Below are 21,171 nucleotides of genomic sequence, written 5' to 3'. Positions count from 1 at the left end.
GAAGAAATTCGATTTTTAGAATTCTTAGAATTCAATCCGGCTAAAAACAATCGACAGAGAAGGACACTTCTAAATTTTGAAAAAGGAAATTCGGATTTTTTTAGGAATCAAAAATGAAACAATTTATCGTAGTACTTCGTTATCTAACACCCATTGAAATCGTAGATCAACACGTGATCGAACACAGAGCCTTTCTTTCCAAGGGTTACGAACAAAAAATTCTTCTCGCTTCCGGACCGCAAGAACCCAGAACGGGTGGAATCTTGATCGCAAGGGCGGAGACGAGAAAGGACCTTGAGGCGTTCTGCCACCAAGATCCTTTTTATACAAACGGAGTCGCCGAATACCAAATCTTAGAATGGTCTCCGGTCAAATACCAGAAAGAATTCGAATTCTGGCTTTAGAGTTTCGCGAGCTCGTAAACATCCACGGGCTCTTCTCTTCCCTTTACGTGAATCGAGGAAAGATGTCTTCCAGGAACCTTGTCTTTTACGTTGTCAAAGACGGCCTGTGTGACTAAAAATTTGGTCCCGAATTCCTTGTTCAACGATTCCACGCGGGAAGCGAGATTTACGACGTCTCCTATGATTGTGTATTCCTTACGAGCTTCGGATCCTACGTTACCTGTCATTGCTTCGCCCGAATGCAAACCGATTCCGATATTCGTCTCCGGAATTTTTCCTTCCAGGTTGAGTTGTTCTACTTTCTTTAGAATGGCCAAAGATGCGTTCACCGCGTTGTGAATGTCGTTGGCCCCGTCCGAGATAGGAGCTCCGAAAACCGCCATAAAACCGTCGCCTAAAAATTTATTGATCATCCCGTTGTGCATGTTTACGATATCGATCAGATGAGTGAAAAGATAATTGAGATAATCGATCACTTCACCGGGAGATCGTTTCTCCGAGAATCTCGTAAAGTTTCGAATATCCAAAAACATCACACAGACGTGTTTGAACTCGGAGAAATTTTCGTTTTTCTGTTCGAGAAGACGATCCACGACCTCCGGAGAAACATACTGGCCGAACATACCGACTACCTTATTCTTCTCCTGAACCGCGTCGGTCGCCGAAATCAGAGTTCTTTTGAGTTGGACCGCGACCAAACCGGAAACGACGCCGCCCATCAACAACAGAATTCCCTTTCCTAAAAACGGCATAAACGAATTGAAAAATTGAATCGAAAGTTTTGTTTCATTCGCCGGAATATAAACAAACGCCATTCCGAACAATTCCAAACCGGCGACCAAACCTGTAAAAACACTCAGAGAAAATTCAAGACGCAACACAGAAAGAATGATAAAAATCGAATAGATATAAGGCGCGGGAGAATAGAGCGGAATCAAAGGAGAACCAAAAGAATTGATATTCAACCAGATGAGCAACGTAACAAAGGAGACCTCGATGAACGCGTTTCCAAAACGCGCTGGTGGAAAGATGATCTTCCTTTTTTTCTGAAACAGAAGAAACATTCTGTAAACCACATATTCGTAAAACGAAATCCCGAAACCGGTAAGAACGATCGCTTCAAAGGGAAGGCGTACTCCGACTTCCTTCGTCATCCTTTCACCAAAGATATAATAAACGATTCCCACCACAAAACTGGCCACAAAAAAGAAACGAAACAAGATCCGAGTACGAACGATTTCACTTTTTAAAACTTCAAAAGAAAGAGCGTCCATAACGATCATTCTTTTTCTCTGAATGAGTTCCTGAAAACCTTTGAGCATCTAATTTTCTCCGATGGACCTTTTTGCATACGATACGATCCAAGTTGGAAAACCATTTCACGAACGTAAAAAAAGGAAACCAGAAATCAAATCGGATCCAAAAAACGAAAAAAAGAATTTAGAATCTTGTCCAGTTTTCATTTGTAAGCAAAAACTTTTGAATGGATATACCGGACCGAGAAGATAAACCGGAACGAATCGTTTCTTCCCAAAGAGAATCCAATTCCGAAATCCAAAGATTTCTTTTGATCCTTCCTTGTTTTAAAAGATTCCACTTTATAAACAGAATTGCCTTTGCTTGCTCTTCCTGTTTTAACGTCAATCGATGGGTACTTAATAATTTTAGAATGGAGTAAATCCGGAATCGATCCATCACCGGGTATTGAAAGGAAAGTTGATCCTCATGACCTCCGTAACGAATCAGAAGTTCTTCGTTTAACAAAAAGACCGGATTTTGAGAACTGATCCTCAACCAAAGATCGTAGTCTTCACAAGCGGGTAAGGCTTCGTCCATTCCTCCCGATTCCAAAAAAAGTTTTTTTTGCAGGATCACAGACGAAGGAGTGACGGCGCAGAATTCCAGGCTTTCCTCAAAAATCCATCCCCCTTTTTTTTGCAAATGGGCCGGAGGATTGACCCTTTTCCCGTTTCGGATCCAGACTTCTAAGGATTGAAGAATTCTTACATCCGCATTTTTTTGTAAAAACTCCCATTGTCTTTCTAACTTTTTCGGAAACCACTCGTCGTCCGAATCTAAAAACGCAACCCAGTCGGTTTTTGCAATTTCGACTCCCCGGTTTCTCGCATAACTCACACCTCGATGTTGCAAGGTTAGAATCCGGATCGTTTCCAAAAAATCAGAAAATCGTTCTTGTATGTTTGAAATCGTGCCGTCCGTAGAACCGTCGTCAACGACAAGAATCTCCTCGGGCAATCGAGTCTGCTTTAACACACTTTCAATCGCTGTCAGAATTTTTTGTTCTCGGTTATAGGTGGGAATAACGACCGAGATCGGAAGATGAATCATAGAAAATGTTTCTCGATCAAAATTCTACCGCAGATCTTTCGAGGTTCCGGATCCAGAATCCGAGATTTCCAGAATACAAACTTCTCCAATTCATTTCTCTCGGTTCCTAAACCACATTCCAATTTTAGAATATTCTCACCTTCCACCGTTCTAAAAATTAAAACATCCTGACGATCCGTCGACTTTGGGAACGACCGGGATTGAAGATATCCGCCTTTTATATCGATCTTAGAAATTCCGTCCGGATCATCCGATTGTGGAAAAACGGAATAAGAATCGGGTTCGTTTACTAAGACGATCGAACTTCGGCCTTCCAAAATCCAGGCCGTACGCGGTTTCCCTTCCGGCGGCAATTCTACTCCCGGAGGAAAATAAACCCCGGACCGAAACAACCTCGTCGGAAAAAAACAAACCGAAACGACCAAAAGAACAAAAGCAAAAAAAACAACTCCTAAAACACTTATATTTTTGAATATTTTAATATTGTAATTTATTTTTCCTCGAGATCCAAATCCGAAAAATACGAACAAAGCAATCCATTGTAAATAAACGCCTCTTATATAGAACCATTCCTGAAAAAAAGAATATACGAAAATCGCTACGAACGAACCGAAATAGAGCGCACGAGCGCCGATCGATTCTTCTTTTTTTTCCCTCGGAAATCCGATCGCATCCAAAAGAAATGCCCAGAGAGCTCCGAAAATTATTCCTCCAAAAACGCCGAGCCCGGAAAGAATCTGCAACCACTGGTTGTGAGTCGTATGAAACGGGCTTTCTCTTCCGATTTGACTGAGACAACATTCGTTGTACCATCCATAGGATTCGAAACCTCCTCCTAACAACGGTTTGGCTAAAAAAAGTTTCCATCCGGCTCTAAAATGGGAAAGTCGTTCCGGATCTCCCGCCCCTAATTTTGTGTAGATGATCAGGATCGGAAATCCGATTCCGCAAAAAATAAAAAATAGAATGAACGAACGAAACAGAGTCTTTCGTATCGATTCCTTTTGAATCGTACGAAAAAAAAGAAAAAACACCCCAGCCGCAATCCAAAGAACCGCGAAAGAAAACATTCCTCCTCTCGCTCCGATCCAAAGAAAGGTCAAACCTAGGACAAGGAAAATTCCGGAAAGAACAAGGATTCGAATTCGATTCCGGCGTCTGGAGATTCTAACATATTCTTCGTTAGTTTTCTCTTGCGAAAGGATTTGATCGCCGCTTCGATTGAGTAAATAGAATAAAAAGGGAAGAGCTGAAATCAAAGTAACGGCGAACCAACTCCGATTCCAAAACAAGGATTGAATCGCAAAAGGAGCCTGTAGTTTCTGCATCCACGGAAAAAACGCATGAGGCTTCGCAACGAGTTTGTATCCGTCCAACCAAAGGTGATAAACGTCTAACTTCGATTTTACGAAAGGGAAAAAATATTCCAACCAACCTGCGAAAACCGCGATTCCGAGACCGATTCCGATTCCTAATGCGTAAAAAATCAAAAGTTGATCCTGGTTTTGACTTTCGCTCAACCATTCCCTTCTTGCGTTCAAGCCGATCCAAAATAAAATTCCGATCGTAAGAAGTTTGATCGGATACCAGGGTTCGAGCTCTGTGGAATGTAAAAACCAAAACCATCCCTTTTGATAAAAACGGAGGTCGGATACGAGTTCCGGATTCGCGAGAAGACTCAAAAATCCGGATGCAAAAAAACAAAGAAGTAAAACTCCGAGCGGACGTTTCCAAAATTCCAGAGTGAAAACGGAACTTCCTGAAAACTTGAGCTCCACTATTCCTCGGACGGACCAAAAGATCCAAAGCGAATCCTGGAATTCTAAAAATCTTCCTCCCGGATGATTTCCAAAAAAGACGGAAGTCCCCGCGAGGATCGCTGTGGCGACTAACGGAGAAAACAAATCGATCAGAACGAACAAAAATATCGAAAGGACAAAAACGATTCTATACTTCCAGGGATAAAACCCCAAAAGAGGAACCAGAAGTAGAAGTGAAAATCCGATCCAAAAGAAGATCTTCCACGCGGGAATCCGTATGAAGGAGAAGAATGGATTTTGCTTCCGATTTTGCATAAGGATACAGAAATTCAAAAGGATTTTTTCCGAAACGATAAATTCGATCTTTTGGAATCGAGATTTGGATTCCGATCTCGGAAGAGTTTTTTTGTTTCCAGGAAAAACTCGCTTCTGAAATAGTTGTATGGAAGTTCCCTTTTATGCAACGACTGGAAGAATCCACCATCTACCCCGATAAAAAACTGTTCCGCGTGGAATTTCGTAAGAATATCTGTTCCGTGGAATCGGAGGAAATCGAGATCATCCTTTCTCAGATCCGTGAAATCCGTCCGGAAGCGGTGGCATTGGATCTGACTCCCGTTGTCGCGATTCCATCCATGGTTCTCAACCGGATTCTAAAATTCATTTCGGATCTCAAGAAGGAACAAATCCAGATTTCAGAAGTCAAATTGAGCGAAGGATTACAATTGGTTCTTTCCAAACTCAAGATCAATTTGGGATGAAACGCCTTCTTTCCATTTATCTCTCGACCGCAATTCTCTTTCAAACAATCGTATTTTCGAGCGGCCTTTTCGGTTGTGTGTTGGCCGAACAGGCCAAAATCTGCGAATGCAACCACGGAAGCCGGGCCCAAAAACACAAGGACCGCGAGGACGATCGTTTTGCAAAGACGGTTCGTTCCGATTCGAAAGAATCGCATTCTTCCAAAAAACTCCCGGACTGCCACTCAGCTAAATCGGGGGAAACACATACCTGCGCCTGCAAAAAATCAGAGAACAAGGTCGCACAACTCAGCGTGTTTTATTCCACACTTTTTAGCCCGGGAGCCATTTTGATCGCAGGGCCGGTTTCCGAATTTCTTGAAATTATAATATTCAAAGAATGGAATACAGGAATCCAATCCTCCTTTTCACTTCTTCGTCCGCCCCGATTCTCCTAAATTTCGATTCCACCGAGGAAAGGCCGCCGAAGCATTCCTTTGGTTAATCAATCGGTATTTAACTATTTTAGGAGAATTCTCATGACTAAAAAATTTTTAGTTTCACTTTTTATAATATTCCTCGGTTTTACTTTTATCCATTGTCCTTGGGATAAAAAAAAGGAAGACGACAATCTTCTTTCCATCGCCTCGATCGTTGCCTTGAATACCACACCCGGCATTCAATTTTCCGCATACGCAGGATCGCAAAAGTTAGAATGTGGTCAAACCCTCAAAGGTCACGCGCTCACTCTGGAAACGGCTCCCTTTATTCCGACAGCACATATCGCCGAAAGCGTAACCTTCCAACTGCATGACTTTCGGCTTTTTGTCTACGGGGTTACTCTGATCGCGGCGGACGGAACCGAAATTCCCCTGAATCTAAATCAGGACGGAAAGTTTCAAAACGGAAACATCGCTCTTCTGGATTTCGAAGACAAAACCGGAAAGTGCAACGGCACATCCGAAACGAACAATATGGTTTCCGCGATGATTCCGGGAGGAACCTATAAGGGGCTCAAGTTTACGATCGGACTTCCGGAAGAAAAAAATCACCTGAACGCGGATAGCCAACCTTCTCCATTGAATACGACCGGAATGTTCTGGAGTTGGACCGCCGGTTACAAATTCTTAAAACTGGATTTTGAAACCGCAGAAACCGGTGCTGCCGGAACCTCGGTTCATATCGGATCCGGAGATTGCACGGGAACGGGGAGCGCAAGCACCTGTGTTCGCGCCAATCGAATCCCGGTTACCCTGACTCCGGAAGGAGGTTTCAATCCGGCCGCTCAAACCGTCAAAATCAACGTGCAGGCGCTTTTACAAGGAATCGATCTGACAGCCAATGCGAACGGTGCGATGTGTATGTCAGGAACCGCAGGAATGATGTCCGTAGGTTGCCCTACTATCTTCCCGAATATCGGATTGAATCTCGCAACCGGCGTATCGATCACTCCGGTTCAGACAGTTTTTTCGATCATCTCCAAATAACCGACACGAACGCCCGAAAATTTCGGGCGTTCTAAGGAGAAGTATATGAAATTTTTAGTATATTCTATTTTTATATTTTTTTTGATTCAGTGCGGATCCGGAATCCTTCCGATCGATCCTTTTAAAAAGAAAGAATCCAAAAACGAGGACTTGTTGTTTCTTTTGCTACTTCCGCAAAATTCTTATGTCTGGAATCTTCCTCCCGGATTTCCGGTTCCTCTAGTTCCCGCTTCCAACCCGATGACCCAGGAAAAAGTAGACCTAGGCAGATTCTTATTTTTTGATAAGCGACTTTCCGGAAATCAAACCCAGTCCTGCGGATCCTGCCACAAACAAGCCAAGGCGTTTACGGACGGACTTGCCACGGGAATCGGCTCCACGGGAGACGTTCATCCCAGAAATTCCCAAGGGATCATCAACGTCGCCTACAATCTCCGTCAGACTTGGGTGAATCCGAATCTGAGGGACTTAGAAGAACAGATGTTGGTCCCCATCTTCGGAGAACACCCCGTGGAACTCGGTCTTGCGAATAAAGAAAACGAAATGTTGGATCGCCTTCGATCGGATAACCGTTATCAGGCGATGTTCGCGCGGGCCTTCCCCGGAGGAGATCCTTTTTCAACGGGTAACGTAGTAAAGGCGATCGCGAGTTTTGAACGGACTCTGATCTCAGGACGTTCTCCTTATGACAAATATCTCTACGACGGTGACGTCGCCGCACTCGGGAGCTCCACACAAAGGGCTTCGATTTTGAGAGGCGCCCAGATATTCTTCTCCGAAAAAGGGGAATGTTTTCACTGCCACGGCGGTTTTAATCTCGCTTCGACGAGCGTTCACGTTGGAACGGTGTTAGAGGAAGTCACGTTTCACAATAACGGACTCTATAACGTCGGTGGAACCGGAAGTTATCCGGCTGGAAACCAAGGGCTTTTTGAATTCACAGGACTTGCTTCCGACAAGGGAAAATTCAGAGCCCCTTCGATCCGAAACATAGAATTGACCGCGCCATATATGCACGACGGTTCGATCGATACGCTGGAGAATATCGTGGAACATTACAACAACGGCGGAAGAAACGTCACGGTCGGACCAAATGCTGGAGACGGAAGGGCCAATCCGAATAAGAACGGTTTCGTCTTTACGATCGGACTTACCGCAGGTGAAAAGACGGACCTCGTGAATTTTCTCAAAAGTTTAACCGATACGGAATTCGTAACCAATGCGAAACACAGCGATCCTTTTTAGTTTTTTTTGCACATCCCTCTTTTTCGGATCCTGCACGTTCGGTTCCGTAGGAAATGCAAAAGAGGAGGAAGCAAAAACGGTTCAAAAACTTCTGACACTTTTTAGTCAGAGAACTTCCTCGTTCCAAACCGGAATTTATTTTACGGACGATCAGCAAGACGCCAATATCGGACTTTTTAGTCTTGTTTCAGGAGGTATTACCTACAACTTACAGTTGTTAGCCGGATCGAAGATCGTTTGGGACGGAGTCTCCATCCGAGTAAATCCGAATCCGGTTCCTACCATACCGAATCAGTCCAGTACGATCGACAGAGACGAACATTCCTCGGCGTCACATACTCCTTACACGGTTCCTTTGGATCTACCGGTTTCTTCTCCCTATGGAGCGGAATATGGAACTCCTTCGTTTACGGATTCGAGTCTGGAAATAGTAAACGGATCGATACTCACGGGGGACGTTCATTCTTCCGTTGTTCCTAACATCCAAGGGATTCCTTCGGGTTATCTTGCCTCGGTAAAGTATAAGGTCCAATCCTTGGATCTAACGTTTCAAATCACAGCTCCCGTCAATACGACGGTAAGAATTCAACTTGCCCCCTTCGTTGTGGAATTGTTTCCGAGATGCAGATTCGATATCGTTCCGGAAAAACTCGGAAACTTTCCGGTAACCTGGAACTTCACCGGAATCTTACAAGATCAGGGTGGAATTTCGATCCTCGGAACGATCGCGCCCTTACCCAATCCGGTCAACATCAACCCATACCAAAACACAGACCTCTATAATCGAATCGTGGCGAACTTTCAACAACAGGATAGGGTTTTGTATCAGACGGGGTGCGGGGTATTTTAATGAAACGGAATATTCTAATTTTATGGATTTTTTGTATTATTTCGATCTCTCGTTCGACCTTCGCGCATCACACGGGAATGGGAGGAAGCGATCAGGCGTCCACGCGTTTTGTGGATCCTTTCACCGGAAAGAGGGAAAAACCGGCGAACTATTTCGTACTCACCCAGGATTTTTATAAACAGACAAACGAAAACAGCAACATCCATACGACCACTTTCTTTGGGGAGATGAACCTGAAAAACGGAATGTTTGCGATCAACCTAAGTACTCCTTACACATACTACGAACAAAAAGATCGATCGGACGCGGCGAGAATCGGAAAAACATACATCGGTTTGAAATATCTTCCCTTGATAGACTTCCAAAAAAACTATTTCGTGGTTTTGAGCGCAAACGTCGGCTTCCCATCGGGACCGGACACGGATAAGTTCACGGGAGGGAATTACTATTCCGGAATTCCGGGTGTTACTTTCGGTTATCTTTGGGGAAAGTTTAGCTTTGTAACGAGACTCAGCGGAATCATTCCTATCTCCAGATCCAGACCTAACAACTTGCAGGACAACGACGGAATCGTATACTGGCTTAGGGATCCTTCTTCGACTCCGCCGGAAGAAACGTATTTGCTTAAAAAAACCACGATGATTTCGGGATATGTTACCTGGCTTTGGAAACCGGGGCTTTCCTTCTTTACGGGTTATCTGTATCGAACTCCATACGAAGGAGTCGATCTCAAAAAAACCGATCAAGGAAAGGTTCCTTCGATTTTTAGAGAAGTCAGCATCGGAATTTCGGCTAACGTTTCGGAAAAACTCACCTTCAATGTTGCGTATCGTTATCCATTACTTCGAGGAGAAGAACAACGCTTGTATGATTACGCTATCACCGCGGCGGTATCAATTGAAATCTCCGCATTGGACGACGGAGAGTCCGAAATCAAAAAGGACAACGATTCTAAAGAAGAATTTCGTAAGAATTCCGAAACAAAAAACGACTCGACCGGGGAAGCCGAGAAGTAAACGGGAAATAAGAATAAAAAGTGAAAAGACAAACCTTTGTAGAAATACGATCCGCAACGTTAGAAACGAAAATCGGCAACCTTAGATTGCAAAAGGAGAAATCGGTTATTTCGTTTTCTTTCTTAGAATTCCTTCGTAACCGTTCGGAGGTTCCAAATCCAGGGAATCCATCGCTTTTAAAGAATATTGTATGGATCTTCCATACAATACGATCGCGTAAAAATCATTCCGATCCCGATCAAACTTCTCGGCTTGATTGAATTCTTCTTTGGCCATTCGAAAGTAATTAGAGGATTTTTCTTCGTCCTTCTGAGAGAGCGGAGTTTCCTCCGGATGATTCTTTTTTTGTAAATATCTTTCCGAATAATGGATGATCAGATTTTTAGCGGAAACTTTTCCTTCGGCGGCTAAATCCGTCGTGATCCGAGGAACCGCTCTTTCCAAAAGGAGCAAGGATTCTTCTCTTTCCTGAAGGCTTCCGGAACGGGCGAAGTTTTGAAAACGTTCTTTTAGATTTTGAAGTTTTGTCCAGTTCTCATCCTGTTTGTGATAAGGAATCGCCTTCTTAGATTCTTCCAAAATTTTGATTTTTCTTTCGATTGATTTTTTCTTTTCTCGAAAGGAAAGGGTTCCCGCTTCCAAAAAACCTTGAAAGAGAAGAATCAAAACGATAAAACTAAAGAGCGAACTTTTTTGGGATCGATTCATGAATCTATTCCTTTTCGAGAATCGAATTTAGTTTCCGGTTTTGGCCGGAATCGGCGGAAGTGTTTCCTTCTGAATCATATCGTCCGTTTTGATCTCGTCGTTGCTCATATCCATAAAAGAAACTCTTCCGGAGGTGATAAACGAATAATTATCATCATGAATTTCTAATATATCAATTGATTTGTCTTTCGATTCTCCGGCGGGAATTATTTTTCTCTGAATGAGATCGTTATCGATATAATTGATCATGGTATTTCGGATTCTTTCGTAATCGGAAATATTCTCTTTTTCAGCCGCGGCTTTGATGTCGTCCAGATTTACAAATTGATATTCCGGTTTGTCTTCGGCTGGAGTTTTGGAGGCGATCATGGCGAGTAACGCGAATCGTCTCGCTCTTCTTGCGATTTTAATTCCTTCGCTATGAAGCAGAAGTTTATACCGAAACTGATAAGGAGCCGAATTGTAAGCGGTCGTAAAATGATCTTCCGAACTTTTGAGATCTCTAAATCCGAGACGGAGGAGATGTTGTGCGATCTTATCGTTGCTTCTAACGATCAAAGGAGAGGCGTATTCCAAAATCGCCCTTGAGTTCTGGAGATATTGTTCGTGGGTGGCTTGATAAAGATCCTTCATCTCGCCCTGGGCACCGCGAAGATTTTTAAAGGAAAGGGAATAATTGCTCTGATAATACCACATATTTCCGTTAAAATCGAATTGATTTGCTTTTTTCAGACTTGTATAAGACGGAAGAGCGTTTAACTTTTTGTAAACCTCTTCTTTTCCCCCGGTATTCTGGACCGAAGTCGAAGCGTTGGTCGCGGTTCCCGCCTCCGCCTTTGTGTTGTTTGGCGGTGTTTTATCTCCGCCCGCACCTTCTTCCAAAGCCGGTGCGAGATTGCTCACGCAGATATTGATGAACTTGAGATTGACTTTATTTTCACCAATCAAAATTCCTAAATTCGTTTGATCCGGAGAAACGGCCCACAAAAGGCCGCCGGAAAGGGAGATAATTACGATCAGTGCTGTTTGAATTCTGGAAACCATGGCTTTCTCTCCTTTTTATATCGGCCTACCGCCCTTTTTCCCAGGAAAAAAAGCTAGAAATTCCGGGTTTTGGAGACTCGGAAATCTGTGCTGAAAAAAGAATCCCCTCTCAAAATCATCCTCTTACCCGCAGGCATTTTGCATCTCAAGAAGAATCAGTTGGAACTACGACGTTCTTCTGTAAAAGTCGCGCGCCCCACCCAAATTTCGGGTGGTGGGGAGCGGTGGCGGGAAAAATTCCGGGGACATTCCTATATCACAAAAACATAATTTTGCAAGAAAAAATTCTCATGTAGGAACTCCTGCAAAATACCTTGTCTCGGGACGATTCTTGTTGTATCTACTCTTAACTTGTCGGTAAGGTTATGGATTTTTCGGGTGGTGGGGAGCGATGGCGAAAGAAACCGCGGCGGACTTTCCTCTCTCAGAAAATTCTAATTTCGTAAGCGCAAATCCCCGTGTAGGAACTCCTAAAACCCCTCTTCAAGAGACGATTCTCGATTTCAACTTTCTCTTAACTTTAGGCAAGGGAAACGGAATCACATTCGGGGGAAAAGTTAGAAAGGAACACAAAATTCTTTACTTTCATGCAGTCTTTAAAAATATTGGATCCAAAAATCTAATTTATTAGATTTTTGTTCGCTTTGTTGTAGAAATGAATCCAGGAAGGATCCAAATGAACTCAAAAATAGCAAAACTGACCCTGACCGCAATTCTTCTCTTAACGGCTTCTTCCAGCCTCCTTTCACAAACGAAACTTCTAAACGTGTCTTACGATCCGACTCGAGAACTCTATTCTCAAATTAACAAACTTTTCATCGCACAATGGAAAAAACAAACCGGAGAAGACTTGGTCATCAACCAATCTCACGGAGGTTCGGGCAAACAGGCCAGAGCCGTGATCGACGGACTCGAAGCCGACGTAGTCACTCTCGCACTCGCCCAGGATATCGAAGCTATCGCCGAAAAATCAAAATTGCTTTCAACAGATTGGGAAAATCTTCTTCCACACCAAAGCTCTCCATATACATCCGCGATCGTATTTCTGGTAAGAAAAGGGAATCCGAAAGGAATCAAAGACTGGGACGATCTAATAAAGCCGGGAATCGGAGTTGTAACTCCCAATCCGAAAACGGGAGGCGGCGCAAGATGGAATTACCTCGCGGCCTGGGGTTTTGCGAAAGGCAAATACGGTTCCGAAGAAAAAGCAAAGGGTTTTGTTAAAAATCTCTATAAGAACGTTCTTGTTTTGGATTCGGGAGCCAGAGGATCTCTAACAACTTTCGTACAAAGAGGAATCGGGGACGTTTTGATATCCTGGGAAAACGAAGCCCATCTTGCCCTCCGAGAAACCGCAAACCAACCGAACTCTCAAGTGGAAATTGTCTTTCCTTCGCTCAGTATCCTCGCCGAACCTTCCGTCGCGGTTGTTACAAAAAACGCGGAAAAACACAGAACGTCGAGGGTGGCCGAGAGCTATCTGAAATTCTTATATACACCGGAAGGACAGGAAGTGATTGCGAAAAATTACTATCGACCGACCGACTCTAAAGTATTAGCAAAGTATAAAAGTATATTCAAAAATTTGAAACTGTTTACGATTCGGGATCTGGAAGGTTCTTGGAAAAAGGCGCAGGAAAAACATTTCGCGGAAGGCGGAATTTTCGACCAAGTCTATTCGAAGTAGATCGTTTCAAAAAAAGGGAAACCCAGTGTCCATTTTGAACGTAAGAACCAAACCCTACGGAAAGTCAGCTTTCGGAATCAGCCTCGGACTCACCGTCACCTACCTGAGTCTTTTGGTGATCATTCCCTTAGGCGCGCTCTTTCTCAAAAGTACGGGAATCGGATGGGGAGGTTTTTGGAAACTACTCTCGAACGAAAGAATTTTATCAGCTCTTTACTTGAGCTTTGGTGCGGGGGCGATCGCCGCGTTTTTGAATCTATTTATAGGATTTTTATTCGCGTGGGTTCTCGTTCGATACGAATTCCCTGGAAAATCGCTTTTGGATTCCTTGGTGGATCTTCCCTTTATGCTACCAACCGCCGTTGCCGGAATCGCGTTAACCACCATCTATACAAAGAACGGAATCATCGGAAAACTTTTAGACCCCTATGGGATCAAAATCGCTTACACGCCGATCGGCATCGTAATTGCACTCGTCTTTATAGGATTTCCTTTCGTGGTCAGAACCATCCAACCTGTATTGGAGGAATTCCCAAAGGAACTGGAAGAATCCGCATACTGTCTCGGAGCGAATCGTTGGCAAATTTTTAGAAGAATCATCTTACCCGAACTCGTTCCCCCGATGGTAACCGGGGCCGCGATGGCGTTCGCGAGAGGGATCGGAGAATACGGATCTGTGGTTTTTATCTCAGGAAATCTTCCCGGTAAGACCGAAATTCTTCCTTTGTTGATCGTGACAAAACTCGAACAATACGAATACGAAGAGGCCACAGGAATCGCATTTATCATGTTGGTAATCTCTTTTAGTATATTATTAGGTATTAATATTCTTCAGACGATATCCGTTAGGAGAAAGGGATGAGACAAGAATCCTTATTAACTCGTAGTATTCTGATCGGCTTGGTCTTTTTATTTACAGGTTTGATTTTACTACTTCCGATTTACACAGTTTTTCACGAAGCGTTCTCAAAAGGAATCGGCGCTTATCTGGAAGGGATACAGGAACCGGATACGATTTCCGCGTTTAAACTTACGTTATTGGTCGTTGTCATCGCGGTTCCGTTAAACACCTTCTTCGGTATAGTTTCGTCCTTCGCCGTGACAAGGTTCGAGTTTCCCGGAAAGAGTTGGCTTTTGACCGTCATCGATTCACCGTTTTCGGTTTCGCCCGTGATCTCCGGTCTGATCTTCATTCTTCTATTTGGAAGACAGGGGTGGTTCGGTCCTTTTCTCGAGGAAATGGATATCAGGATCGTCTTCAACACACCCGGACTCGTAATTGCGACCGTTTTTATCACTCTTCCCTTCGTCACAAGAGAATTGATACCCGTGCTCGAGTCGCAGGGAGTCGAAGAGGAAGAAGCGGGATTGTTACTCGGAGCATCCGCCCTCAAAGTTTTTTTAAAGATCGTAGTGCCCGGAATCAAATACGGACTGTTATACGGAATCATACTCTGCAACGCAAGAGCCATGGGAGAATTCGGAGCCGTATCCGTTTTATCAGGACATATCCGTGGACAAACGAATACGTTGCCGTTACAGATCGAAGTACTTTATAACGAATACAACTCGGTGGGCGCGTTCTCAGCCGCCTCCCTTCTCGTATTCTTATCCTTAATCACACTCGTAGCAAAGCAGATCCTGGAAAGAAAAATCAAGGTCACCAAAAAAGAAACATTGCTCCAAGAGAAGGTATAATCATGGGAATCAAAGTTCAGAATATCGTAAAACGATTTGGAAACTTCACAGCAATCGACAACTTATCTCTGGAGGTTCCTTCCGGAGATCTGGTCGCTCTCCTTGGTCCGTCCGGTTCAGGAAAGACCACACTTTTAAGAATCATCGCGGGACTCGAAGACGCGGATTCCGGAGAGGTGATCTTCGAAGGAAAGGAAGTAGGAAAGAAAAACGCAAAAGATAGAGGAGTCGGTTTTGTATTTCAGCACTACGCACTCTTTAGGCACATGACGATTTTTGAAAATATCGCGTTCGGATTGGAGGTAAGAAAAAGATCGGAACGACCGAGTAAGGAAGCGATACGAGATAAGGTTATGAGTCTTTTAAAACTCGTTCAGCTGGAGAATTTTCACAATCACTACCCGGCCGAACTTTCCGGAGGACAAAGACAAAGAATCGCACTCGCGAGAGCTCTCGCGATCGAACCTCGTTTTTTATTGTTAGACGAGCCCTTTGGTGCACTTGACGCAAAGGTAAGAAAAGAACTCCGGAACTGGCTTCGCCGTCTTCACGACGAAATCCATATCACGAGCGTGTTTGTAACCCACGATCAGGAAGAAGCCTTAGAAGTTTCAGACAAGGTAGTCATCCTGCGTTCTGGAAAGATCGAACAAGTCGGAACTCCGGACGAGGTTTACAATCATCCGAAAAACTCCTTTGTGTTTCATTTTCTGGGAGACGTTATTCTTTTCCACGGAAGAGTAGAAAGCGGGCAAGCACAACTCGGAGAAATCAAAGTGGATGCCCCCGAACACGCGGAGGTTGAAAACGCAAACGCGGTGGGATATGTACGTCCTTACGACGTAGAAATATTAAGGGAATCGATTCCCGCTCAGACGATTCCTGCCGAAATTCAATATATTCATTCGACCGGAAGAATTGTAAGGGTGGACCTCAAGCGTTTGGATACGGGCACACTCTTAGAATCTCAATTGAATTCCAACGATTTTCAAACCCTAAACCTATTGCCTGGAGAAACGGTTCATATTCGTTTTCGAAAAGTGAAAGTATATGTAGAAGACTACGTGGAAGACTATACGATTTAGAATTCGGTTCCTCGGTCTTGAATGTTCTTTTTTCGATTCCGTCTTGATTTCCGACTCGAAGAATTCTTTTCCTCTCGATCGAAGGTCCCCAAATTTACAAAGGACTTTAAATCCGAATTCGAGATTCCAAAAAATCGATTCTCATTTTGATCGAAAAAGCAAATCCTCAAAAAATAATTAAACTTTGCGACCGGCTCTCCTTTCTCTAAAAGGATTTATTTTTTTGAATATAGTTCCGTTTTCGATCGAGAGCGTTTCTCCTGAAAAAAAAGTAGAATCGTTTCGATCATGTGAAACGATCAGAACAGGAATTTGATAGAGCTTTTGAATCCTTACCAACTCCTCTCTCATTCTGTTTTTTAGTTCCGAATTGAGAGCGGCAAAGGGTTCGTCTAAAAGAAGGAGGTCTGGTTTTTTTACAAGCGCGCGGGCGAGAGCCACCCTTTGTTTTTGTCCACCGGAAAGATTTTTTGGATAACTTTCGGAAAGATTCGCAATTTCAAATAATTCTAATATTTCACCGACTCTTTTTTGATCCGAATCTTTCAGTTTCCAGCGAAACGTTTTTTTCAAACCAAACTCCAAATTCCTTCTTACGGAAAGATGGGGAAAAAGAGAATAACCTTGAGGGAGATAACCGACGTTTCGTTTCTGTACGGGAAGATCAAACTTTTTATCTCCGTCAAAAAAAACCTTCTTACAAAACGAAATATTCCCTTGATCGGGGCGAATCAAGCCGGCGATCGTTTTCAAAGTCAGAGTTTTTCCGGATCCGGAAGGTCCGTAGATCAATAAAAAATTTTTTTGAAATGAAAAATCAAGATCCAGAAGAAAATTTCGATCCCCATCCCGGAACGTTTTGTGAATTTTTATTTCAAGAGACAATCGGTTTTACTCATCTTTGATTTCCTATAAAATTTTTCACACTTTGAAAACCGTTAATTCGACTCTTTTCCGATTTCAAAATGATACTTTTCAAATATTTTACGAGCTTCCGGGGATGATACAAATTCAATAAAAAGTTTGGACTCTTTCGGCAGGGAAGTTTTGGATACGATGACGATCGGATAAAGAATCGGTTTGGTTTTTAGAACGTCCGTCACAATTCGAACCTTCTCCTTTTTAAGAATCGCGTCCGTCCTGTAAACAAAACCCGCATCCACTTCTCCCCTCGCAACGTATTCTAAAACCTGTCTCACGTTTTCACCCGGGATGAATTTATCTTTCAGAACCTCGTATATTTTTTCATTCTCGAGAAACTCTTTCGCATATTTTCCAGCGGGAACCGTCGACGGATTCCCGAGTGCGATTTTCCGAACGAAGTTTTCCTTAAGTTGAAAGACGGACTCTATCACCGAAGTGGCTTCTTTCGGAACGACGAGAACCAATCGATTTCTTACAAAATTTCTCTTGGATTTTCGATCAAAGAGCTGGTTCTCCAATCCGCTTTCCACACTCTCCTGATCTGCGGACGCAAAAACATCGGCAGGAGCTCCGTTTTCGATTTGTCGAAGTAAAATCCCGGAAGCTGAAAAATTAAAAACAACTTTTCTGGAATGTTTTTTTTCGAATTCCTTTCCTATTTCGGAAAAAACTTGGGATAGACTCGAAGCCGCGAAAACCAGAAGTTGAGGTTCTTCTTCTGCAAAAAGGGAAGTAAATAAAATTAATTTCATTAAAGAAAAAATAAATACAATTTTTAGAATATTCATTTTTTATGAATCTTACCAGTGAGGTTTTTTTAAGAGTTTTGTAGACGTCGTGAGAATAACGACGGAAAGAATCGAAGTCAAAACTACAAGATAAAACGCTACGGCTTCATTCCCGGATTGGACAGCCTCGTAAATTGCAAGAGAAAGCGTTTGAGTCCTTTCGGGAATATTCCCTGCGATCATGAGCGTCGCTCCGAATTCTCCCATCCCTCTTGCGTAAGCAAGCATTGCCCCGGCAAGGATTCCTCTCCAAGAAAGTGGAAGAAGAATTTCCCAAAAGACTGCGAAATTCCCCTTTCCTAAAGTTTTCGCCGTATCCTCCAGATCAGGATCCACTTCCTCAAAAGCCGCTCTTGCAGACCGGTAGACGAGCGGAAAGGAAACCAAAACCGAAGCGATCACCGCGCCAGACCAATGAAACAAAACGCTAAAATGAAAATAATCCGTTAAGAAGGATCCTACGAATCCTTTTTTTCCAAAAAGAACCAAAAGATAATAACCAAGTACGGTCGGCGGCAGAACCAGCGGTAGCGTAAGAATCGAATCCAACAACTCCTTTCCAATAAATCTACTCTTGCACAATAGATAGGCGCCTAACACTCCTAAGATGGTGGCGAACGAAGTTGAGAGAGCGCTTACGCTCAAGGTCAATAAAACCGGATGTCGAATGTTTTCCCAATCCAGCAAAGTCATTGACGGATAGATAAACTCGTAACACTTATGAGGTCAAGAAGAGAAAGGATTCCATCCGAAAGATCTCACTGAAATCGGTAGGAAACTCCGAACAGAATCGCAGGCACATCCGATTGTAAGGACTGAGAATAATTAAGAACTCGAATGTCGTTCGGACCGAATACGGAATGCAACACGGCCCAGTCGTTTCCTTGTGACGCGACTATCTTTTTTGAAAAAAGATAGTTGAGAGCGAGATCAAAACTCCAGCTTCCGGAAAGAAAACTGAGACCGAGAGTAGCCAATTGTTGAACCATGATCCCCGCCTGTAAAGCGCTCATCCCTTCCGAACGAACGACACCCGTATTGTAACGATACCCCGTTCGATATGCAAAAGAGTCGGACTTATATTCGAAACCGACAGCCCCCGCCCACGCATCGTGATACGCAATATTTTGCGAGACCGTATTCGTTTTTCCGAACGCAGTCGGAAACCAAGGATCTTCCAATGTCTGTTTAAAACTTTGATTATATGAATTGTAATTGTAGTAGAGAAAATCTATGCCTAAACAAAAATTCTCATTCCCAAAAGAAAAACCGACGCCGTGTTTCTCCGGTAGATTAAAGGTCGCGGAAACCCCGGTTCTTCTGTAATTGTTTACGTCCCCGATTCCAACCTGCATTCCGCCGTCCAGAGGAAGAATATTTCTAGTTTGATAGGAATATCCGGCTTTGAACCAATCTGTAAACGTATAATTGAAACCGAATATAGCGCCCATAGAATACGCGTTTCTGCTTCGATAATCGAAACCTTGTCCCGGAACCTCCAACGTATGAGTGATATCGTAAAATCTTTGATAGGCGATCTGTCTCGAATAAATCGCTTCGATACCAAGACCGACCGAAAGATTCCCGAACTTATACGCAAGCGCGTTAGTCATCTTTACAACGTAAAAGGTAGTCAAAAGATCTTCCTTGATCTTTCTACTGTCTCCGATCGGACCTGGAATATCGATTCCGGACCAATCGCGAAAAGATTGTCCGTTAGGCGTCACCCGGAGAATCCCGTCGACTTGACCGTTTCCACCGCCGGGGATATAGACTCCGATTCCGTAATTCAATCGATTTGTGATAGGAACGTTAAGGCCGAAATAAGGCAACGGTGCAAGTATATTATAATTTTGAGAATTTGTATAAGCGTAGTCGGCGTTTGTGTCGGAGAGGCGATCCTTGTAAGTGGAGCGAATATAAGGAAGCCCGATGCCGAATTCTAATCCGCCCTTTGGATTGACTGTAAGATTAGCCGGATTGGTCGCAATATCCATAGAAGAGCCGCCGATCGCGAGATTGACTCCTGCCATTCCCGCGTAGCGCGTATTATGCGAAGGTTGAAAAAGGCCGACCCCGAGCAGGGAAGAAAAACTCATCAGAAAAACGATACATACAAAAAGAATTATTTTAGAATGTTTTAGAAAATTGATATTCGCATTTTGCATTGGCAAACTCTTTTTAATTTTAGAATTTTGGAAAGTTATTTTTCTTTTCACCGTATCCAGGATATGGAAACTTTGTGACTCGAATAAGGAAAGTTCATGCAAAATTTTACGAAATACAGAACCATTACCGATCCTTACGCGGATCAGACCTTGAAAGATTATTTTCAATCCGGCGATCAAGAGAAACTTAAAAGTTTAGCACTTTTCAATACACTCACAAAGAACTTAGCACCAATCCCATCCGAACTTCCAAACTATTTTAAGGACTACTTAGAAAAGACGAGCGTATTACCAGAGTGGGCCGATCCAAAACAGATCGTAATCGCTGAAAAGATTTTTACCACTTTCGGTCCTCAGATTTTAATGATCCTTTGTTGTAAGTCCTTGCCGATGAGTTACACTTGTGGAAACGGAGCGGAAGTCCTCGTTCAAACCGGAAGGTTGGTCGAACAGAATGGATCCACGGACAAGGTCTATCGAAGACTTATGGAAACGACTCAGTTCGTAGTTTCCGTCTTACAAGAAGGAGGTCTTTCTCCACAAGGAGACGGAATTCGAGTGGCACAGAAGGTAAGACTCATGCACGCGTCCATCCGGCATTTTATAAAAGAGTCGGGTCAATGGAATTCGGAATGGGGAGAGCCCATCAACCAAGAAGATATGGCTGGAACCCTTCAATCTTTTTCGAGTTTGATCTTGGACGGCCTATCCTTTTCCGGTATCGTTCTTTCAACGGATGAAAAAAACGCATTCATACATCACTGGAGAGTTGTGGGACATATCCTCGGAGTTCTCCCCGAACTATCTCCCGAAAAATACGAGGATGCTTATTCTCTGGGACTTTCGATCTTCCAAGAACAAAGAAGACCTTCGCAGGCCGGAAAAATTCTTACGAAATCTCTTTTGGATTTTATGGAATACATGTTGCCTGGAAATTTATTGGACGGAGTTCCCGTTTATTTTCTTCAACGTTATTTAGGGAAGGAAAACTGTATCATCTTGGGAATTCCCTGGGAAGAGAAAGAAATGATCGGAGAATTACTTGAGAAAATCATGATAGACTTTGATAAAACCCTTGGTAAAAACGATCATTTTCAAAAACTTGTTTCTCATTTTTCATCCAAACTTATCTTAGGGATGGATCATTTTTACTATAAAGGTAAAAAAGCGAAATTTCAAATTCCGCCTTCTCTGAAGGGAAACTGGGGAGTATAAACG

23 protein-coding genes are annotated in these 21,171 nt (G+C 43.2%); 14 read left to right on the top strand and 9 right to left on the bottom strand.

What is annotated here, in order from left to right:
* Window positions 1–113: 113 nt before the first annotated feature.
* Complete coding sequence (locus JWG45_RS17065) at window positions 114–404, top strand: YciI family protein (protein ID WP_205280830.1); 291 nt, start codon at window positions 114–116, stop codon at window positions 402–404.
* Here the strand turns inward: JWG45_RS17065 and JWG45_RS17060 are convergent.
* The 3 genes from JWG45_RS17060 to JWG45_RS17050 form a co-directional block, all read right to left on the bottom strand.
* Window positions 401–1,726: an adenylate/guanylate cyclase domain-containing protein gene (locus JWG45_RS17060; protein WP_205280829.1), complete on the bottom strand. Its 1,326-nt coding sequence runs from the start codon at window positions 1,724–1,726 to the stop codon at window positions 401–403. The two genes, JWG45_RS17065 and JWG45_RS17060, sit on opposite strands and share 4 nt — an antisense overlap.
* Before the next feature lie 118 nt (window positions 1,727–1,844).
* A complete protein-coding gene (locus JWG45_RS17055; protein ID WP_205280828.1) occupies window positions 1,845–2,753 on the bottom strand; it encodes a glycosyltransferase family 2 protein in 909 nt (302 codons plus the stop codon).
* Window positions 2,750–4,828, bottom strand: a complete 2,079-nt coding sequence (locus tag JWG45_RS17050) for an O-antigen ligase family protein (protein ID WP_205280850.1) — start codon at window positions 4,826–4,828, stop codon at window positions 2,750–2,752. Before JWG45_RS17050 ends, JWG45_RS17055 begins: the two co-directional genes overlap by 4 nt.
* Window positions 4,829–4,971: 143 nt before the next feature.
* Between JWG45_RS17050 and JWG45_RS17045 the strand changes: the two genes are divergently transcribed.
* From JWG45_RS17045 to JWG45_RS17020, 6 genes are all read left to right on the top strand, one after another.
* On the top strand, window positions 4,972–5,274 hold the full coding sequence (locus JWG45_RS17045; RefSeq protein ID WP_205280827.1) for a sulfate transporter: 303 nt from the start codon (window positions 4,972–4,974) through the stop codon (window positions 5,272–5,274).
* A complete protein-coding gene (locus JWG45_RS17040) occupies window positions 5,271–5,711 on the top strand; it encodes an LIC_11090 family protein (RefSeq protein ID WP_205280826.1) in 441 nt (146 codons plus the stop codon). Before JWG45_RS17045 ends, JWG45_RS17040 begins: the two co-directional genes overlap by 4 nt.
* 81 nt (window positions 5,712–5,792) lie before the next feature.
* Entirely contained in the window at window positions 5,793–6,740 is a 948-nt protein-coding gene (locus JWG45_RS17035) for an MbnP family copper-binding protein (protein ID WP_205280825.1), read from the top strand.
* A 45-nt stretch (window positions 6,741–6,785) separates the two neighbouring features.
* The gene (locus JWG45_RS17030) at window positions 6,786–7,985 is read left to right on the top strand and encodes an MbnH family di-heme enzyme (RefSeq protein ID WP_205280824.1); all 1,200 of its coding nucleotides are present in this window, start codon (window positions 6,786–6,788) and stop codon (window positions 7,983–7,985) included.
* Window positions 7,960–8,835, top strand: a complete 876-nt coding sequence (lsa30, locus tag JWG45_RS17025) for a laminin/fibronectin-binding adhesin Lsa30 (RefSeq protein ID WP_205280823.1) — start codon at window positions 7,960–7,962, stop codon at window positions 8,833–8,835. Before JWG45_RS17030 ends, lsa30 begins: the two co-directional genes overlap by 26 nt.
* On the top strand, window positions 8,835–9,851 hold the full coding sequence (locus JWG45_RS17020) for an LIC11086 family outer membrane transporter (RefSeq protein ID WP_205280822.1): 1,017 nt from the start codon (window positions 8,835–8,837) through the stop codon (window positions 9,849–9,851). The genes lsa30 and JWG45_RS17020 overlap by 1 nt, the downstream gene beginning before the upstream one ends.
* Before the next feature lie 105 nt (window positions 9,852–9,956).
* On the opposite strand, the gene JWG45_RS17015 is transcribed toward JWG45_RS17020, so the two are convergent.
* Together JWG45_RS17015 and JWG45_RS17010 are read right to left on the bottom strand one after the other, a co-directional pair.
* Window positions 9,957–10,559: a hypothetical protein gene (locus JWG45_RS17015; protein ID WP_205280821.1), complete on the bottom strand. Its 603-nt coding sequence runs from the start codon at window positions 10,557–10,559 to the stop codon at window positions 9,957–9,959.
* A 27-nt stretch (window positions 10,560–10,586) separates the two neighbouring features.
* Window positions 10,587–11,603 carry an adhesin OmpL37 family surface protein gene (locus tag JWG45_RS17010; protein ID WP_205280820.1) on the bottom strand — a complete coding sequence of 339 codons (1,017 nt, stop codon included), beginning with the start codon at window positions 11,601–11,603 and terminating at the stop codon, window positions 10,587–10,589.
* An 87-nt stretch (window positions 11,604–11,690) separates the two neighbouring features.
* Here JWG45_RS17010 and JWG45_RS17005 point away from each other — a divergent pair, with 87 nt between their 5' ends.
* The 6 genes from JWG45_RS17005 to JWG45_RS16980 all read left to right on the top strand — a co-directional run bounded on the left by JWG45_RS17005 (window position 11,691) and on the right by JWG45_RS16980 (window position 16,073).
* Entirely contained in the window at window positions 11,691–11,873 is a 183-nt protein-coding gene (locus JWG45_RS17005; RefSeq protein WP_205280819.1) for a hypothetical protein, read from the top strand.
* 121 nt (window positions 11,874–11,994) lie between these two features.
* Window positions 11,995–12,234: a hypothetical protein gene (locus JWG45_RS17000; protein WP_205280818.1), complete on the top strand. Its 240-nt coding sequence runs from the start codon at window positions 11,995–11,997 to the stop codon at window positions 12,232–12,234.
* Between the two features lie 45 nt (window positions 12,235–12,279).
* Window positions 12,280–13,290 carry a sulfate ABC transporter substrate-binding protein gene (locus JWG45_RS16995; protein WP_205280817.1) on the top strand — a complete coding sequence of 337 codons (1,011 nt, stop codon included), beginning with the start codon at window positions 12,280–12,282 and terminating at the stop codon, window positions 13,288–13,290.
* 25 nt (window positions 13,291–13,315) lie between these two features.
* Window positions 13,316–14,152 (top strand): sulfate ABC transporter permease subunit CysT, encoded by an 837-nt coding sequence (gene cysT, locus JWG45_RS16990; RefSeq protein WP_205280816.1) that lies wholly within the window; start codon window positions 13,316–13,318, stop codon window positions 14,150–14,152.
* Window positions 14,149–14,988 carry a sulfate ABC transporter permease subunit CysW gene (gene cysW, locus JWG45_RS16985; protein ID WP_205280815.1) on the top strand — a complete coding sequence of 280 codons (840 nt, stop codon included), beginning with the start codon at window positions 14,149–14,151 and terminating at the stop codon, window positions 14,986–14,988. Before cysT ends, cysW begins: the two co-directional genes overlap by 4 nt.
* A gap of 2 nt (window positions 14,989–14,990) precedes the next feature.
* Complete coding sequence (locus JWG45_RS16980; protein ID WP_205280814.1) at window positions 14,991–16,073, top strand: sulfate/molybdate ABC transporter ATP-binding protein; 1,083 nt, start codon at window positions 14,991–14,993, stop codon at window positions 16,071–16,073.
* 177 nt (window positions 16,074–16,250) lie between these two features.
* Here JWG45_RS16980 and JWG45_RS16975 read toward each other — a convergent pair whose 3' ends face one another.
* The 4 genes from JWG45_RS16975 to JWG45_RS16960 all read right to left on the bottom strand — a co-directional run bounded on the left by JWG45_RS16975 (window position 16,251) and on the right by JWG45_RS16960 (window position 19,953).
* Window positions 16,251–16,958, bottom strand: coding sequence for an ABC transporter ATP-binding protein (locus JWG45_RS16975; protein ID WP_205280813.1), 708 nt, complete (start codon window positions 16,956–16,958; stop codon window positions 16,251–16,253).
* Window positions 16,959–17,011: 53 nt separating this feature from the next.
* The gene (gene modA / locus JWG45_RS16970; RefSeq protein WP_205280812.1) at window positions 17,012–17,749 is read right to left on the bottom strand and encodes a molybdate ABC transporter substrate-binding protein; all 738 of its coding nucleotides are present in this window, start codon (window positions 17,747–17,749) and stop codon (window positions 17,012–17,014) included.
* A 48-nt stretch (window positions 17,750–17,797) separates the two neighbouring features.
* Window positions 17,798–18,478: a molybdate ABC transporter permease subunit gene (gene modB, locus JWG45_RS16965; protein WP_205280811.1), complete on the bottom strand. Its 681-nt coding sequence runs from the start codon at window positions 18,476–18,478 to the stop codon at window positions 17,798–17,800.
* 65 nt (window positions 18,479–18,543) lie between these two features.
* Window positions 18,544–19,953 (bottom strand): OmpP1/FadL family transporter, encoded by a 1,410-nt coding sequence (locus tag JWG45_RS16960; protein ID WP_205280810.1) that lies wholly within the window; start codon window positions 19,951–19,953, stop codon window positions 18,544–18,546.
* A 96-nt stretch (window positions 19,954–20,049) separates the two neighbouring features.
* On the opposite strand from JWG45_RS16960, the gene JWG45_RS16955 reads away from it, so the two are divergent.
* On the top strand, window positions 20,050–21,168 hold the full coding sequence (locus JWG45_RS16955; protein WP_205280809.1) for an oxygenase MpaB family protein: 1,119 nt from the start codon (window positions 20,050–20,052) through the stop codon (window positions 21,166–21,168).
* Window positions 21,169–21,171: the final 3 nt, after the last annotated feature.

It is taken from the genome of Leptospira ainlahdjerensis (genome assembly GCF_016919175.1).
Classification (GTDB): domain Bacteria; phylum Spirochaetota; class Leptospiria; order Leptospirales; family Leptospiraceae; genus Leptospira; species Leptospira ainlahdjerensis.
The sequence above is the reverse complement of the archived record's forward strand: the minus strand, read 5'-3'. Positions and strand labels throughout refer to the sequence as shown.

Excerpts from the sequence above, each read along its gene's own strand:
- JWG45_RS17065 (WP_205280830.1), top strand. The coding sequence starts at position 114 with ATGAAACAATTTATCGTAGTACTTCGTTATCTAACACCCATTGAAATC.
- JWG45_RS17060 (WP_205280829.1), bottom strand. The coding sequence starts at position 1,726 with ATGCTCAAAGGTTTTCAGGAACTCATTCAGAGAAAAAGAATGATCGTT.
- JWG45_RS17055 (WP_205280828.1), bottom strand. The coding sequence starts at position 2,753 with ATGATTCATCTTCCGATCTCGGTCGTTATTCCCACCTATAACCGAGAA.
- JWG45_RS17050 (WP_205280850.1), bottom strand. The coding sequence starts at position 4,828 with ATGCAAAATCGGAAGCAAAATCCATTCTTCTCCTTCATACGGATTCCC.
- JWG45_RS17045 (WP_205280827.1), top strand. The coding sequence starts at position 4,972 with ATGCAACGACTGGAAGAATCCACCATCTACCCCGATAAAAAACTGTTC.
- JWG45_RS17040 (WP_205280826.1), top strand. The coding sequence starts at position 5,271 with ATGAAACGCCTTCTTTCCATTTATCTCTCGACCGCAATTCTCTTTCAA.
- JWG45_RS17035 (WP_205280825.1), top strand. The coding sequence starts at position 5,793 with ATGACTAAAAAATTTTTAGTTTCACTTTTTATAATATTCCTCGGTTTT.
- JWG45_RS17030 (WP_205280824.1), top strand. The coding sequence starts at position 6,786 with ATGAAATTTTTAGTATATTCTATTTTTATATTTTTTTTGATTCAGTGC.
- lsa30 (WP_205280823.1), top strand. The coding sequence starts at position 7,960 with ATGCGAAACACAGCGATCCTTTTTAGTTTTTTTTGCACATCCCTCTTT.
- JWG45_RS17020 (WP_205280822.1), top strand. The coding sequence starts at position 8,835 with ATGAAACGGAATATTCTAATTTTATGGATTTTTTGTATTATTTCGATC.
- JWG45_RS17015 (WP_205280821.1), bottom strand. The coding sequence starts at position 10,559 with ATGAATCGATCCCAAAAAAGTTCGCTCTTTAGTTTTATCGTTTTGATT.
- JWG45_RS17010 (WP_205280820.1), bottom strand. The coding sequence starts at position 11,603 with ATGGTTTCCAGAATTCAAACAGCACTGATCGTAATTATCTCCCTTTCC.
- JWG45_RS17000 (WP_205280818.1), top strand. The coding sequence starts at position 11,995 with ATGGCGAAAGAAACCGCGGCGGACTTTCCTCTCTCAGAAAATTCTAAT.
- JWG45_RS16995 (WP_205280817.1), top strand. The coding sequence starts at position 12,280 with ATGAACTCAAAAATAGCAAAACTGACCCTGACCGCAATTCTTCTCTTA.
- cysW (WP_205280815.1), top strand. The coding sequence starts at position 14,149 with ATGAGACAAGAATCCTTATTAACTCGTAGTATTCTGATCGGCTTGGTC.
- JWG45_RS16980 (WP_205280814.1), top strand. The coding sequence starts at position 14,991 with ATGGGAATCAAAGTTCAGAATATCGTAAAACGATTTGGAAACTTCACA.
- modA (WP_205280812.1), bottom strand. The coding sequence starts at position 17,749 with ATGAAATTAATTTTATTTACTTCCCTTTTTGCAGAAGAAGAACCTCAA.
- modB (WP_205280811.1), bottom strand. The coding sequence starts at position 18,478 with ATGACTTTGCTGGATTGGGAAAACATTCGACATCCGGTTTTATTGACC.
- JWG45_RS16960 (WP_205280810.1), bottom strand. The coding sequence starts at position 19,953 with ATGCAAAATGCGAATATCAATTTTCTAAAACATTCTAAAATAATTCTT.
- JWG45_RS16955 (WP_205280809.1), top strand. The coding sequence starts at position 20,050 with ATGCAAAATTTTACGAAATACAGAACCATTACCGATCCTTACGCGGAT.